We start from the raw sequence: 13,922 nt of genomic DNA, 5'->3' as shown, positions 1-13,922 counted from the left end.
GAATTGGATCCCGGACGCACCGAGGAGACGTGCCCCGTGTCGGCTCGACGGAACGTGAGGGGGCTGTGGGTAGTGGGATGTGGGCTGCTCGTCCTGATGCCCATCCTGACCTGGGGTCAGGGCGCGAAAACTGAGGATCTGCCGGCGCGGGCCACCTACCTGCAGGCCCTGAACGACTTCCAACAGGGGCGCGGCTCGCTGCAGAACCTGTTCACCCTGGGCCGCGCGGCCGCCCGAGAGCAGTTGGAATCCGTCATCGCCTGGGACGCGGCGATGGCGGCCGGGAAGATCCCGAAGAAGCGGTTCGAGCCCCTGCTGCCAGGCTTCCACGTCGGCACGGCCGAGGCCCTCTATGTGTTCGCCGACTCGAACTTCTTCCTCGAGCTGGCCCGGCGGCGAGGGGACGAGACCGACCGCCGCTTCTTCGAGCTCCTCCATCAGACCTTCCACGGCAGCACCTCGCGCCTGTACGTGGAGTCCATCACCGACACGACGGCCTGCTACCACCTGGGCAGCCGGGAGTTCATCTCGCTCTACCGGGACTGGAGCCGGTTCAAGGCCGGTGCCCCCAAGGCCTATGCGGAGACGGCGTCCGAGGAGCTCCAGACGCTGGAACAGACGCTGCTGGTTGCCACGTGTGCCTGTGGCACCCAGGAAGTCGTCGATGCCGGGTTCGAGGCCTTCTTGAAGACGTTCCCCAAGTCTCCCATCGCGGCCCAGGCTCGAGCGCGCCTGGATCGGATCCACAACCACACCAGTGACATCCAGTTCCGGTGCGGACAGGAGCTGAACCTGGGTCAGCCCCTGCCCTACGGCGTGCCCACTCCCGTTCCCTAGATTCGCAGGGATCCTTCAATGACGGTGACGGCGGCGCCGCCGACGCGCGCCCGCTCGAGCGCCCCCGGGCGTCCCTTCACCTCGAGTTCCAGGCGACCCGGTTTGCCGATGGCATCGCCCTGCTCGGCGCGCACTCGGACGAGGCCTCCCGCCTCGGGCAGCTTGAGCACCCCATGGTTGACCAGGTACTCGGCCAGTGGCCCGTGCGCGGAGCCCGTGACGGGATCCTCGGCCACCCCGAAGCCCGGCACGAAGTTGCGCGCGTGCGTCACGCTGCTGGCGTCCTTGGTCTCTCGGCAGAAGACGAAGACGCCTTCGATTCCGTGGGGTTGGCCGGCCCGTACGAGCGCCTCGAACCGGGGCGCCAACGCCCACACGTCCTCCCGGCGCAGCAGGGGCACGAAGATCCTGTGGCCACCAGCCAGCACGGGCAGCGAGCGGTCCACCATGTCCACCGTCCCGCCCAGCAACGACATCACCACCTCGATGGGCAGCGGACTCTCACGCCACGGGGGCTGGGGGGTGACGATCCACACGCGGCTGTGGCCGGCTTCCAGCGGCTCCAGTTCCACGTCGTACGTCCCCGCGCCGCAGTCGAGCTGGAAGTGCCCGGCGCGCCCCAGCAAGCCGCGCTCGCTCAGCAGGTGGAACGAGGCCACCGTGGCGTGGCCGCAGAAGTCGATCTCCCGCGTGGGCGTGAAGTAGCGCAGCCGCACCGCCTTGTCTCCCGGGCGGGAGAGCACGAAGGCCGTCTCCGAGGCTGCCGTCGCCGCGGCGATCCGCTGCATGGCAGGGGTGTCCAGGCCCCCCGAGTCCAGCACCACGCCCGCGCGGTTACCGAGTCCAGGCGTCCGAGTGAAGGCATCGACGATCGAGATCTGCATGCGTGCTCCCTCCGAGTCACAAATTGTCCCAACACAATTTGAGCATTAGATGGATACAATAAATGCATTGCGCCCACGATTGCGTCAATTGTATTCATTGTCACCATGACAACTTGGGCACCGAAGCTCCAGGGGCGGGAGGGTCCGCTGTATCGGGCCATCGCGGACGCGCTGGCGGCGGACATCGAGGAGGGGCGGTTGGCTCCGGGCACCCGGCTCCCCACGCACCGCGAGTTGGCGGAGGTAGTGGGGGTGACGGTGGGCACCGTGACGCGCGCCTACGCCGAGGCCGAGCGCCGAGGGCTGATCGGCGGCGAGGTGGGCCGAGGAACCTACGTGCGGCACCGGGAGGCGCCGCGTCGCCTGCCCTCGCAGACCGTGGTGGCCGCGGACGACACGCTGATCGAATTGGGGCTCAACTGGCCCGCGACGCCGGAGGGAGATCCCGCGACGGAGGCGCTGCGGCGCACGCTGGGGGAGCTCCAGCACTCGCAGACGTTGCTGGAGATGCTGGCGTACCAGCCCCACACGGGCCTGCTGCCGCACCGCGAGGCGGGAGCGGAATGGATCTCTCGCTTCGGGATCACGGTGCAGCCCGATCAGGTGGTGGTGTGCTCGGGCGGGCAGCACGCGATGGAGGTGGCGCTCCAAGCCCTCACGCGTCCCGGGGACACCGTCCTCACCGAGTCACTCACCTACCCGGGCATGAAGTCGCTCGCGAACAAGCTTCACCTGCGGCTCCAGGGAGTGGCCATGGACGCGCAAGGCCTCATACCCGAGGCGCTGGAGGCCGCCTGCCGCGGTGGCGCGAAGCTGCTGTACTGCATGCCCAACTTGCAGAACCCCACCGGCGCGGTGATGCCGCCCGAGCGGCGTGAGCGCATCGCCGCCGTCGTGCGTGCGCAGGGGCTCACGGTCCTCGAGGACGACGTGTACAGCCTGCTGATCGAGGACCGCCCTCCCCCGCTGTGCGCGCTCGTGCCGGAGGCTGGCTACTTCATCGCGGGCGTCTCCAAGCTGATCGCCCCCGGTCTGCGCATCGGCTACCTGGCGGCGCCTCGGAGAGGCACGGAGCGGCTGGCGGAGACGGCGGGCATGGCCGCGCGCATGACGCCTCCTCTCACGGCGGAGATCTGCGCACGGTGGATCCAGGATGGCACGGCGGACGATCTCGTGGAGCGCCGCCGCCAGGAGGCGCAGGAGCGACTGGCGCTGGCGCGGGAGTTCCTCGGAGAAGCGATGCCCCCAGGCGTGCACGGTCCCACCTACCATCTATGGATGGAGCTGCCGACACACTGGCGGAGCGAGGCCTTCAGCGCCCAGGCCCGGCGCAACGGCGTCTCCGTCACGGCGTCAGAGATCTTCGCGGTGGGCCAGGCGGTGGCCCCGGGAGCGGTCCGAGTCTGCCTCGGACCGCCGCGCACGCGGGCCCTGCTCACCAAGGGGCTCCAGCGCCTGCGAGACACGCTCGCGGGCGGGCCGGCGCCCCTGGCCAACATCGTCTGAACCGGGCGGCTACTTCTGCGTCGGAGGCGGCACGGGGCGGACGTGCACCTCCTTGAGCTGCTTGTCGTCCACCTCGCCCGGCGCGCCCGTCATCTGGTCCGTGCCCGTCTTCGTCTTCGGGAACGGGATCACGTCGCGCAGGGACTCGACGCCGGTGAGCAGGAACGCCAGGCGGTCCATGCCCAGCGCGATGCCGCCGTGCGGAGGCGCGCCGAACTTGAGCGCGTCCAACAGGAAGCCGAACTTCGTCTTGGCCTCCTCGTCACTGATGCCCAGGGCCTTGAACACCTCGGCCTGCACCTTCGGATCATGCAGACGGATGGAACCGCCGCCAATCTCGAAGCCGTTGAGCACCACGTCGTAGCGGTGGCACTTCACGCGGCCCGGATCCGTGAGCAGGTACTCCACGTCCCCATCGTGCGGGCGGGTGAAAGCGTGGTGCGCCGCCGCCCACGTCTTGCTCTCCTCGTCGTACTCGAACAGCGGCGGGTTCACCACCCACAGGAACTTCCACTGGCCGCCGCTGCCGTACTCGGGGATCAGCCCCAGCTTCTTGGCCACGTGCACGCGCAGGTTCGCCATCACCGTGTGCACCAGCGACTCGCGGCCGAACTGGAACAGGATCAGGTCGCCCGTCTTCGCATTCACCTTCTGGTTGATCGCCTGCCGCAACGCGGGGCTGATCGTCTTGGCCAGCGGAGACTGCGTCCACTCGCCGCCCTCGCCCACCTTGGCGCGCGCCAGGCCCCGGGCGCCGGCCTGCTTGGCGAACTCCTCCAGCTTGTCGGACTCGGCGCGGCTGAGCGCCTTGTCCGCGGGGATGACCATCGCCTTGACGATGCCCTTGTGCTGCACCGCCTCGTACATGAGTGGCACGCCGCCGCCCTCGCCGTGCTCGCGGATCAGATCCGTGAGCACGGTGTGCTCCAGCCCGAAGCGCAGGTCCGGCTTGTCATTGCCGTACTTCGCCATGGACTCATAGAAGTCCATCCGCATGAACGGCGTGGGCACGTCGATGTCGAGGATCTCCTTCCACAGCTTCTTGATGAGGCCCTCGATGATGGTGAAGACGTCGTCCTGGGTGACGAAGCTCATCTCCACGTCGATCTGGGTGAACTCCGGCTGCCGATCCAGGCGCAGGTCCTCGTCGCGGAAGCACTTGACGATCTGGAAGTAGCGCTCGAAGCCAGCCACCATGAAGAGCTGCTTGTAGAGCTGCGGGCTCTCGGCCAGGGCGTAGAACTTGCCCGGGTTGAGGCGGCTGGGGACCAGGAAGTTGCGCGCGCCGCCGGGCGTGTACTTGCCCATGAACGGCGTCTCCAGCTCCAGGAAGCCCTTCTCCACCATGTACGCGCGCGTCATCGCGTTCATCTTCGAGCGCGTGATCAGCGACTGCTGAAGCGGCCGGCGACGCAAGTCGAGGTAGCGGTACGCCAGGCGCTTCTCCTCGCTCGTCTCCACGTTGTCCTCGATGAGGAACGGCGTGGGCTCGGAACGATTGAAGATGGTGAGGGCGTCCGCCTTGATCTCGATCTCACCGGTCTTCATCTTCGCGTTCACGTTCTTGCCGCGAGAGACGACCTTGCCCCGGATGCCGATGCAGAACTCCAGCCGGAGCTGGCCGGCCAGCTCGTGGGCCTCCTTGGCATCCGGCTCGAAGACGACCTGGGTGAGCCCCTCGCGATCCCTCAAATCGATGAACACCGCGCCGCCGTGGTCTCGCCGGTTCTGCACCCAGCCGAAGAGGACGACGTCCTGGCCGATGTGCTCCTTGGTGAGCTGGCCGCAGCTGTGGGTACGCTTGACCTCGGTAATGAACGGGACCGCCATGACACCGCCTGCGTTGTTGAGCGTTTCAGGAAGGAAGAAGGGGCGGCACCATACGGAGCGTAGAAACGATGCGTCAAGGAATCCGGAGAGCTGACCACCTGCCGCCATGCTGTGCGCTGGGGGTCCTCCTGACACTTGGAGCCCTGCCCGCGGGGGCCACGACGCTGACAGCCGAGGTGAGCGCCACCCAGGACTCCCGGGCGCTGACGCTGCTGGGGGACGTGGAGCTGAGCAAGGAGACGACCTTCCTCACCTTCGGCTACAGCGGCCTGCGCCCCCAGCCGGATACCGCCGCCAGCCACCAGCTCTCGGCGGGCCTGGACCATGCATTCAACCTCCACTGGCTCGTGTCCGGCAGCCTGCTGGTCGGCCTGCCGAAGACGACGAACACCCCGCTGGCCCAGGAGCGGCCCCGGCTCGGGCTGCCGGCGCTGGCGGCCCGTACCTCGTACAACAGCCAGGGGCTCTCGCTCACGGCGGGCTACGACTCGGGCGGGTTCTCGGATCTGGAGTACGGCTTCGACGTGGGCGTAGGCCTCACCCGCTATCCCCTGCGCCGGGCGCTCGTCGCCAGACAGGGTACGAGCACGCCTACCGTCGAGTTCCAGCATGAGGAGCACCTGGGCGTGCTGAGGCCTTCGCTCGGCGTGAGGCTGCTGCCCGGTACGAGCTGGGAGATAGGCCTGCGCGGCAGCGTCTACCTCTATAGCGAGGATCCGCTGAGCGCCGGCCAGTTCACCGAGGAGGAGCAGAAGGCACTGGCCACGCGCTACGCCCAGGCCGGCGAGGACCGGGTGCTCCAGCGGGAGTTCCTCAAGCGACTGTACCGGGACCTCGGCACCTCGGTGGCCGGGCGGCTGACCGAGGTGAACGCCATGTCGGGCCTGCCGAGCGCGCCCGCTCGCTTCGACGTGAAGCCCTCGGTCTCCTACCGGTTCAGCTCGCGCGTACGGGGGCAGCTCTCCTACGTCTTCACCCAGTACGTGACGGGCCAGGGGCTCAGCCACGTGCTGTCCGCCCGGTGCACCATACGCCTGGGGGAGCCCATCCGGGTGTGGGCCGCCGCAGCCCTGCAAACGGACGTGCCCGAGGATGAAGCCGCCCTCCACACCGGCCTCGCCACGCTCGGGATGGAGTACACCTTCTGAAGGCCCCGGGTGCCGTAGTAGAACGCGGGTCATGCATCGAACACTCATTGTCGCCGCGCTCATGCTGCTCGCCGCGTGCGAGCCCGTGGCACCGGACCCGCTCCGCGTTCGCGCCCTGGTGCTCTCGAGCAACGGCAAGTACGTGACGCAGGAAGTCACCCTCAACACCATCTCGGATCCGTTCCGCATGGAGGGCTCCATCGCGAACCTGATCGGCGGGGCGCGCATCGTCGCGGACTCGCAGGATCCAGAGCTGCTGGCGGCCACGACGGAGGACCAGCTCGCCCGCGCGCTGATCAAGTCCGAGGGCCGTCCCGTCACCGCCAGCTACATCGAGAAGGACGGCGTGCTCTGGCCGGCGGACTTCCACACCTGGAACCTCGTCACCGTCTATTACAACTTCGAGAAGGCGCACGAGTACTTCAACACGGTGGGCAACATCCCCAACGCGGACTTCGGCGGGCCCGCCACCGTCTACTACTTCCCCGAGTTCGTCCTGAAGGACTCCAATCCCGAGCCGATGAAGGACAACGCGCTGTTCTTCGCGCCCACGCAGTCCTTCATGGTGGTGCCCTTCGACGAGCTGCAGCGCGCCCCGCTGGCCATCAACTCCGGGATCATGTCGCACGAGTACTCGCACATGATCTTCAACAAGAAGGTGTACGGCGGGCGGCGGCTGCCGGATCCGCTCACCCTGTGGGCCAACGGCTCCTCCCCGGGCGCCAATCTGGTGAAGTCCCTGGACGAGGGCCTGGCCGACTACCACGGCTACGGCGTCACCTGCGAGAGCGCCACCGGGTGCGATGCGAAATTTCTGAGCACCTCCTTCGACCAAACGACGACCAACGACCGCGACCTGTCCAGGCAGGATCGGTGCATGGACACCTTCCTGATCGAGCAGCTCAATCAGACGTCCCTGTCCTCCTTCTCCGGGCAGGGGCTCGAGTACAAGGTGGGCTCCATCATCGCCAGCGCGCTGTTCCAGGCGGGTGAGCAGACGGGGCAGCGCAAGGTGCTCGAGCGCGCCATCGTCGCCTCCTACTCGGACGAGACATCGGACAACCCCGGCCTCCAGCAGCTCATCACCCTGAGCCTGAGCGATCAGACGCGCTTCAACCTCGTCTCCGTGACGGCGGTGATCGTCAACCACATCACGGACGTGCCGCTGAAGACGGCGGTGTGCAACGAGATGATCAACCACCTTCGCATCGATCCCGCCGCGCTGATCGGCCCTGGACTGCCCTGCCCGTCCGCCGCTCAGGGCACTGGCGCCTGCAAGTAGCCCCCACTCCATGAGGACTCCTTCCTTGCATTCCCGCCGACTGAGTCTGCTGCTCGGGGCGCTCGCCCTCTCCACTCCCGCGCTCGCCCTGGCCCAGGACGAGGATGACGCTCCCATCGCCTATCCGGAAGACGATCCCTCCGAGGATGCTCCCCGGAAGTTGCCTCGCCGCAGTGAGGATCCCACCGCGGACTTCGACCGCATGCGGGACGACGACGAGGCCGAGGGCGACTTCGAGCGCCTCGCGGGCGATGACGATCCGAACAAGGGCCTCGCGGGCGAGCTCATCCTGGGCGCCATGTTGCTGGACAGCTCTCAGGGCAAGTTCGCCGATGCCACTGTCGGCGTGGGCCTGCGCTTCACCTGGGAGTTCGGCCGCCTCCTCAACAACGAGCCGCTGCGCGAGACGGTCTGGGCGGACGTGCGCTGGATGACGGCGGGCCTGAGCAACGGCACCGAGCTCATCCACGGCAGCTCGCGCAGCCACTACTTCAGCGTGGCGCCGGCCTACGAGTACGTCTTCGGCGAGGCGAAGAAGTTTGGCATCTTCGGGCAGCTCGGCGGTGGCTTCGCCTTCCAGACCACCTCCCTCACCATCGGTGAGGAGATCACGCCCATCAAGGGCATGAAGCCGCTGCTGCAGTACGGGATCGGCTTCCGCGGCCGTCCCCGGCTCAACGAGAAGGTGAGCCTGTCCTTCCGCTTCGAGCTGATGCGCTTCCGCCGCGGTTATCTGGATGACACCTTCCTCGGAGGGAGCGTGGGTACGGCCTTCTGAGGCCGCCCGCTCCTTCTTGGGGAGTAGAACCGGGGTGGAAAGATTTTCCGCCTCGGGGTTCAGGAAATGCCTCCCTGCCTGCCTGGGAGGCCTTGCCATCCTCGGGCCTTGGTGGCCCGAGCCGCTGGCACACCTCGTGCTTAGGTTGGGCGTGGGTGGGGCGGATGAGCCATGCGACGGCCGCCGCCCCGAGGTGGGAGGCGAGCGTGATGAAGAGCGTGCAAGGCCGTCATCTGGATCCGGTCTGTGGTCGGCACCTGGAGGAGCCCGAGGGCCAGCCTTCGACGGAGTACAAGAAGCGCCGGTACTTCTTCTGCTCGGAGCGCTGCCGGCATGCCTTCGAGAAGCAGGCCGAGCGTTTCCGAATGAACGAGCTGGCCAAGGCCGGCGCGCTGCTGTCTCCCGGCCGCGTGCGCTGGGGCATCTCCTAGTGAACAGAGTCGTCACACGCGAACTCCAGTCGCGCACAGTGCGGAGGCCACACCAGTAGAGAAACAGATCCAGCCTCCGGGTGCTCGCTCAATTCGGCCAGGACTCGCTGGGCCCGCAGGGCCTGGCTCACCTGGAGCTACCGATGCGTCGACTGCTCTCGATCGCGCTGCTGTTGCTCGTGGCTTGCGGCAAGAACCCGGAAGGCTCTGGAGGCACACCGGACAAGACGCCGGAAGGAGACAGTGACTCTCCGGTCAGAATCCGAGGTTTGCTCGTGGTTCATGTCCCGGTGCGCCCGCCCTCGGACAGTCTGCTCGGCGCCTATGCCCTGCTCGGAGACGGGAGTCGGTTCCGCCAGCCCCTGGACGAGAACGGAGATGCCCGGTTCGAGGACGCCGCCATCGTGGGGCCACAGGACATCAGCATCGTCTTCGTAAGGCCTCCCTCCGATGCGCAGGTGGAGGTGTACACGCTGCTCGGGTTCAACCAGCCCGAGGCATGGCTCAACCACCCGTTCGGCTCCTCTCCCCAGCCCACGAAGCAGTCCACGGTCTCTGGCAAGACCACAGGCATGAGCGGGAGTGGCGAACTCTGGGTGCACAGCGTGGGGGACATGGGCTCGGACCACGAGACCATCGACGAGCAGGGCCACTTCAGCCTCGACGTGCTGGGCACTGCGTCCGGGCAGGCCACGCTCTTCGCCCAGGAGCGAGCCGTGGATGGAGACAGAAACCTCCTGCGCGTAGGACTCATGCGGGGCATCACCGTGGGCGGAGATCAGCCCGTGACAGGAGTCGAGATCGCGCTCGACCACGCGGTGGATCAGTCGCTCCAAGTCGGAGTCGAAGGGCTCCAGGCCTACGGCGAGAACGTCAGCGCGGACCTGAGCCACTACGAGGGGATGACGGAGCTCTTCCGCACCGATGCCTTCGGTCCCCTGCCCTTGCAGGTGAAGACCGTGGCGCGGACGCCGCCCTTCGATACCACGCGGGTGATGCTGAGCGTCCGGCTGGGCGGCCGTGAGCTGATGGGCGGAGAGGCGGTAGCGGAGATGCCCGTGGCGAGCATGGCCTCGGCCGCGAGCGTGAAGGTCCTGGCGCCCATGCTCTTCGACTCGCCGACGGTGGGACCGAAGAAGGCTCCGCCGGCCGTGGCTCGCTCCGGGCTCGTGGTGCGGTGGAGCGCGGACCCCGAGGCGCAGATGCACCGGCTGGGCATCGGCGGCGCAGCGGGTCAGGACAGGCGCATCACCTGGACCGTGTGGGCGCCACCGTCGATCACCTTCTTCACGCCCTTCATCCTCCCGGCAGAGGTGGCGCCCGTTTCCACGTTCCCCACGGGCCTGCACTCGATCGAGATCGACGCCTTCTCCCGCGCGGACGTGAAGGCCTTCGAGGACTTCTTCAGCCGGGACGAACTCCACGACGGTGTGGTGGCGCAACGAAGCACGAAGCTGCTGCGCTACGTGGACTTCCAGTAACGAACCCAAGCGAAGGAGCGCGGTGCGATGCAGCTTTGCCGGCTCCGCCACAGGAGATAGACAGCGGGCTCACTTCACGAGCGAGCCATGCCCCTGCCCATCTCTCGCGCCGACATCCGCGCTGCCTACGAGCGAATCCGCCCTCACATCCGCCGCACGCCGGTGTGGAACCTGCCGCCCGGCACGCTGGGGCACGACGGCCCGGTGAGCCTGAAGCTGGAGTTCCTCCAGCACGCGGGCACCTTCAAGCCGCGCGGAGCCTTCAACACCCTGCTCTCTCAGCCTGTCCCCAAGGCAGGCGTGGCGGCGGCCTCGGGAGGCAACCACGGCGCGGCGGTGGCCTACGCGGCGAAGCAGCTCGGCATCCCGGCCCGCATCTTCGTGCCGGAGATCTCCAGCCCCGCGAAGGTGGAGATCATCCGCCGCCTGGGAGCCGAGATCGTCATCGGCGGACAGCGCTATGCGGACGCGCTCGGAGCCTGCAACCAACACGTCTCCGAGACGGGCGCGCTGTCCATCCACGCCTATGACTCGGTGACCACCATCCAGGGCCAGGGCACCGTGGGGCTCGAATGGGAGGAGGACGCGCCCGGGCTGGACACCGTGCTGGTAGCAGTGGGCGGAGGCGGGCTGATCTCGGGCATCGCGAGTTGGTGGGCTGGGCGTGGCATCAAGGTGGTCGGCGTGGAGCCCGAGGGTTCGCGGGCACTGCACGCATCGCTCGAGGCCGGGCGCCCCGTGGACGTCACGGTGGAGTCGATCGCAGCGGACTCGCTGGGCGCGCGCAACACGGGAGAGCTCGTCTTCGCCATCGCGCGGGAAACAGTGGACCATGTGGCGCTGGTGACGGATGCGGCGATCCGCGAGGCCCAGCGAACGCTCTGGAGGGACTGGCGCATCGCCTCGGAGCCCGGCGGCGCGGCGGCGCTGGGGGCCCTGCTCTCCAAGGCCTACCGGCCCAAGCCAGGCGAGCGCGTGGGCGTGCTGCTCTGCGGAGCCAACGTGGAGCTGAGCAAGCTGGCGGAGATCCTCTAAGAGGACTCAGGCGGCGGTGCGCAGATCCTTGAGGCGCAGGGACACGCGGCGCTGGCCGCGGAAGGTGTCCACGCCCACCTGGAAGGCGAGGTCCACAGGGCCTTCGACGAGGGTGAGCCGGTCCGCCATGCCGAAGCCGATGGCATCCACCTCGGGAGCATCCACGAGGGCCAGCTTGAGGTGGGCCGAGCCATACCCCGTCTTCGGCGTCACCACGCGCGGGCGAGCCATCTGCCGACGGAGCACGAGCACGGGCTCGGGGTTGCCCTGGCCGAAGGGCCCGAGCTTCTGGAGCGCCTCCACCGCGCTCTCGTCCAGATCGCGCGGAGTCACCACCGCATCCACCTTGCAGCGGGGAATGAGGTCCTCAGGGGTGAGGCGCTGCATGGCGATGCGCTCGAAAGCCTCGCGGAAGGCCGGGAGCTTGTCGGCGTCGATGGTGAGACCGGCCGCGTGCTTGTGGCCACCGAAGCGGGACAGCAGATCCGAGCACCCGCTGAGCGCGTCGAACAGGTGGAAGGCCTCGATGCTGCGCGCGGAGCCCTTCCCCACCCCGTCATTCACCCCGACGATGACGGTGGGGCGGTAGAAGCGCTCCACCACGCGAGAGGCGACGATGCCGATGACGCCTGGGTGCCAGCCCTCGTTGTAGAGGACGAAGCCGCGAGCATGCTTGAGCGTCTCGGCCTGCTTGAGGGCCTCGGTGAGGATGGTGCTCTCGATGCCCTGACGCTCGGAGTTGGCGCGGTCGAGCACCTGGGCCAGCCGCCGCGCCTCTTCGAGCGAGTCCGCGGTGAGCATCTGGAGCCCGAGCGTCGCGTCATGGAGCCGGCCCGCGGCATTGACGCGAGGCCCCAGGCGGAAGCCCACCTGCCCGGCAGTAACAGGAGCATCCGGCTCCAGGCCCGCCGCCTCCTTGAGCGCCCGAACCCCGGGGCGGCGAGCGGCGGTGAGCTCCTGAAGGCCATGGGCCACGAGGATGCGGTTGGCCCCCGTGAGGGGCACCACATCGGCCACGGTGGCCATGGCCACCAGGTCCATGAGGGCGCGGAGGTTGGGCTCCTTGCGAGTGGCGAAGAAGCCGTCATCCCGCAGGCGCTTGCGCAGGCCCATGCAGAGGTTGAAGGCCACGCCCGCGGCACACAGGGTCTTGGTCGGGTACTCGCAGCCGGGCTGGTGCGGGTTGAGCACGGCGACGGCGGGAGGCAACGTGGCAGGTACGGTGTGGTGGTCCACGATGACCACGTCGAGCCCCAGGTCCCGGGCCCGGGTGATCTCGGGGGTGGCCGATATTCCGCAGTCCAACGTGATCAGGACACGAGTGCCCTCGGCGGCCAGCTTCTCGACGGCCTGGACGTTGAGCCCGTATCCCTCACCCAACCTGTGAGGAATGTAGGTCCCCGGCTGGGCCCCCAACTCTCGAAGGAAGAGCGCCAGCAGCGAGGTGGAGCACACGCCGTCGACGTCATAGTCACCATAGAGGGTGATCTTCTCGTTCTGGCGGAGGGCGCGGGTGATGCGCTCGGTGGCGGCGGCCATGCCCTTCATGCGGAAGGGATCGGGCAGATCCGCGAGTTTGTCCGAGAGGAAGGCGTGGGCGGCTTCGGGAGTGCGGTAGCCGCGGTGCAGGAGGATGCGAGCAGGCAGAGGATGCAGACCGAGCTCCCCGGCGAGGGACTTCGCCTGATCGTCAACCGTCTCGGGTAACACCCACCGCACCTTCGGACTCCTCTCCCGGGTAGGAACGCCCGGCCCGCCGATCTTACCGCCGAACAGGCATGACAATACCTGAATGGTCTGACCAGCGAGTGCCAACCTCAAGGATGACACTTCCCCTCCTGAACACGCGTTCAGGGAGGCGCTTGTGTGCCCTCTCGCGGGGGAGGCGCTGAGACTGAGAGCAAACACCCTCCCAGGTTCTAACGGCGTTCCGGGAGTTCGCTCGGACAGCCGCTCGGTCCCTCGCCCGGTCTGGGGAAGACGACGGGGGCACCGGTGAGCAGCTTGTGTGCACACCACCTGACGGAGGGAGGAAGGGATGCATCACAAAGGACTCAAGGTGATGGCGTTCGTGCTGGGACTGGGAGTCGCGGGAACGGCGCTGGCCCAAGAGGGAGAGCGCAAGGGCGGAGTGAAGGTGTTCCTGAGCGGCGGCGTGAGTGACTACACGGGCGACGTCGGAGAGAACATCAACACGGGGCCTGCGTGGGGTCTGACGGTGAACCTGCAGCCGCTGAACATCCTGGGCTTCGAGCTGGGCTACAACGGCTCGAGGAACACGGTGGACAACGTGCTGTTGCCGGACGCGACACTGACGCGCAACGGAGCGACGGGCCTGATCAAACTGGCGCCGCCGTTCATCGACGTGGTGAAGCCGTTCGTGGGAGCGGGCCTGGGCGCCTCGTACATCTCTGCGAGCGGGGGCGCGGGAGTGTACGACTCGGACCTGGTGGAGGAGTTGCCGGTGGCAGCGGGCATCGAGTTCAACAAGGGCGGTCTGACGGCGGGCGTGCGCGCCACGTACCGGTGGCTGCTGGATGAGAGCTTCGCGAACGGCGTGGACCTGGATAAGGACCAGGGTGGCCTGTTCGACGCCTCGCTGACGCTGGGCGGCCGCTTCTAGCGACCGGGATCGAATCCCATCGGTGACAGAAAGAGGGGCCGGAAACTGCTGAGTCTCAGCGGTTCCCGGCCCCGGGTGCTTCAAGTC

12 protein-coding genes are annotated in these 13,922 nt (G+C 67.8%); 9 read left to right on the top strand and 3 right to left on the bottom strand.

The annotated features are described in order from the left end of the window. Positions 1-36 precede the first annotated feature (36 nt). Positions 37-837 carry a hypothetical protein gene (locus KY501_RS00470; protein ID WP_224360338.1) on the top strand — a complete coding sequence of 267 codons (801 nt, stop codon included), beginning with the start codon at positions 37-39 and terminating at the stop codon, positions 835-837. Here the strand turns inward: KY501_RS00470 and KY501_RS00465 are convergent. Then, positions 834-1,721, bottom strand: a complete 888-nt coding sequence (locus tag KY501_RS00465) for a PhzF family phenazine biosynthesis protein (RefSeq protein WP_224360337.1) — start codon at positions 1,719-1,721, stop codon at positions 834-836. The genes KY501_RS00470 and KY501_RS00465 overlap by 4 nt on opposite strands. Before the next feature lie 105 nt (positions 1,722-1,826). On the opposite strand from KY501_RS00465, the gene KY501_RS00460 reads away from it, so the two are divergent. After that, positions 1,827-3,227 carry an aminotransferase-like domain-containing protein gene (locus KY501_RS00460; protein ID WP_224360336.1) on the top strand — a complete coding sequence of 467 codons (1,401 nt, stop codon included), beginning with the start codon at positions 1,827-1,829 and terminating at the stop codon, positions 3,225-3,227. A gap of 9 nt (positions 3,228-3,236) precedes the next feature. On the opposite strand, the gene aspS is transcribed toward KY501_RS00460, so the two are convergent. Further along, positions 3,237-5,057: an aspartate--tRNA ligase gene (gene aspS, locus KY501_RS00455; protein WP_224360335.1), complete on the bottom strand. Its 1,821-nt coding sequence runs from the start codon at positions 5,055-5,057 to the stop codon at positions 3,237-3,239. Between the two features lie 68 nt (positions 5,058-5,125). Here aspS and KY501_RS00450 point away from each other — a divergent pair, with 68 nt between their 5' ends. The 6 genes from KY501_RS00450 (at position 5,126) to KY501_RS00425 (ending at position 11,212) form a co-directional block, all read left to right on the top strand. Continuing rightward, on the top strand, positions 5,126-6,205 hold the full coding sequence (locus tag KY501_RS00450; RefSeq protein ID WP_224360334.1) for a hypothetical protein: 1,080 nt from the start codon (positions 5,126-5,128) through the stop codon (positions 6,203-6,205). Between the two features lie 31 nt (positions 6,206-6,236). After that, positions 6,237-7,487, top strand: a complete 1,251-nt coding sequence (locus tag KY501_RS00445) for a hypothetical protein (protein WP_224360333.1) — start codon at positions 6,237-6,239, stop codon at positions 7,485-7,487. A gap of 25 nt (positions 7,488-7,512) precedes the next feature. Further along, positions 7,513-8,265, top strand: coding sequence for a hypothetical protein (locus KY501_RS00440; RefSeq protein ID WP_224360332.1), 753 nt, complete (start codon positions 7,513-7,515; stop codon positions 8,263-8,265). A gap of 209 nt (positions 8,266-8,474) precedes the next feature. Next, positions 8,475-8,696, top strand: a complete 222-nt coding sequence (locus KY501_RS00435; RefSeq protein ID WP_224360331.1) for a YHS domain-containing protein — start codon at positions 8,475-8,477, stop codon at positions 8,694-8,696. A 143-nt stretch (positions 8,697-8,839) separates the two neighbouring features. Next, positions 8,840-10,177: a hypothetical protein gene (locus KY501_RS00430; RefSeq protein WP_224360330.1), complete on the top strand. Its 1,338-nt coding sequence runs from the start codon at positions 8,840-8,842 to the stop codon at positions 10,175-10,177. 87 nt (positions 10,178-10,264) lie between these two features. Further along, positions 10,265-11,212: a threonine/serine dehydratase gene (locus tag KY501_RS00425; protein WP_224360329.1), complete on the top strand. Its 948-nt coding sequence runs from the start codon at positions 10,265-10,267 to the stop codon at positions 11,210-11,212. A gap of 6 nt (positions 11,213-11,218) precedes the next feature. Here KY501_RS00425 and recJ read toward each other — a convergent pair whose 3' ends face one another. After that, on the bottom strand, positions 11,219-12,931 hold the full coding sequence (recJ, locus tag KY501_RS00420; RefSeq protein WP_224360328.1) for a single-stranded-DNA-specific exonuclease RecJ: 1,713 nt from the start codon (positions 12,929-12,931) through the stop codon (positions 11,219-11,221). Positions 12,932-13,250: 319 nt separating this feature from the next. On the opposite strand from recJ, the gene KY501_RS00415 reads away from it, so the two are divergent. Then, entirely contained in the window at positions 13,251-13,835 is a 585-nt protein-coding gene (locus KY501_RS00415; protein WP_224360327.1) for an outer membrane beta-barrel protein, read from the top strand. Positions 13,836-13,922: the final 87 nt, after the last annotated feature.

Origin of the sequence: Hyalangium versicolor, from assembly GCF_020103695.1 — a bacterium.
Classification (GTDB): domain Bacteria; phylum Myxococcota; class Myxococcia; order Myxococcales; family Myxococcaceae; genus Hyalangium; species Hyalangium versicolor.
Note: the sequence above shows the minus strand (reverse complement) of the source record. Positions and strands in the feature narration are given on the sequence as shown.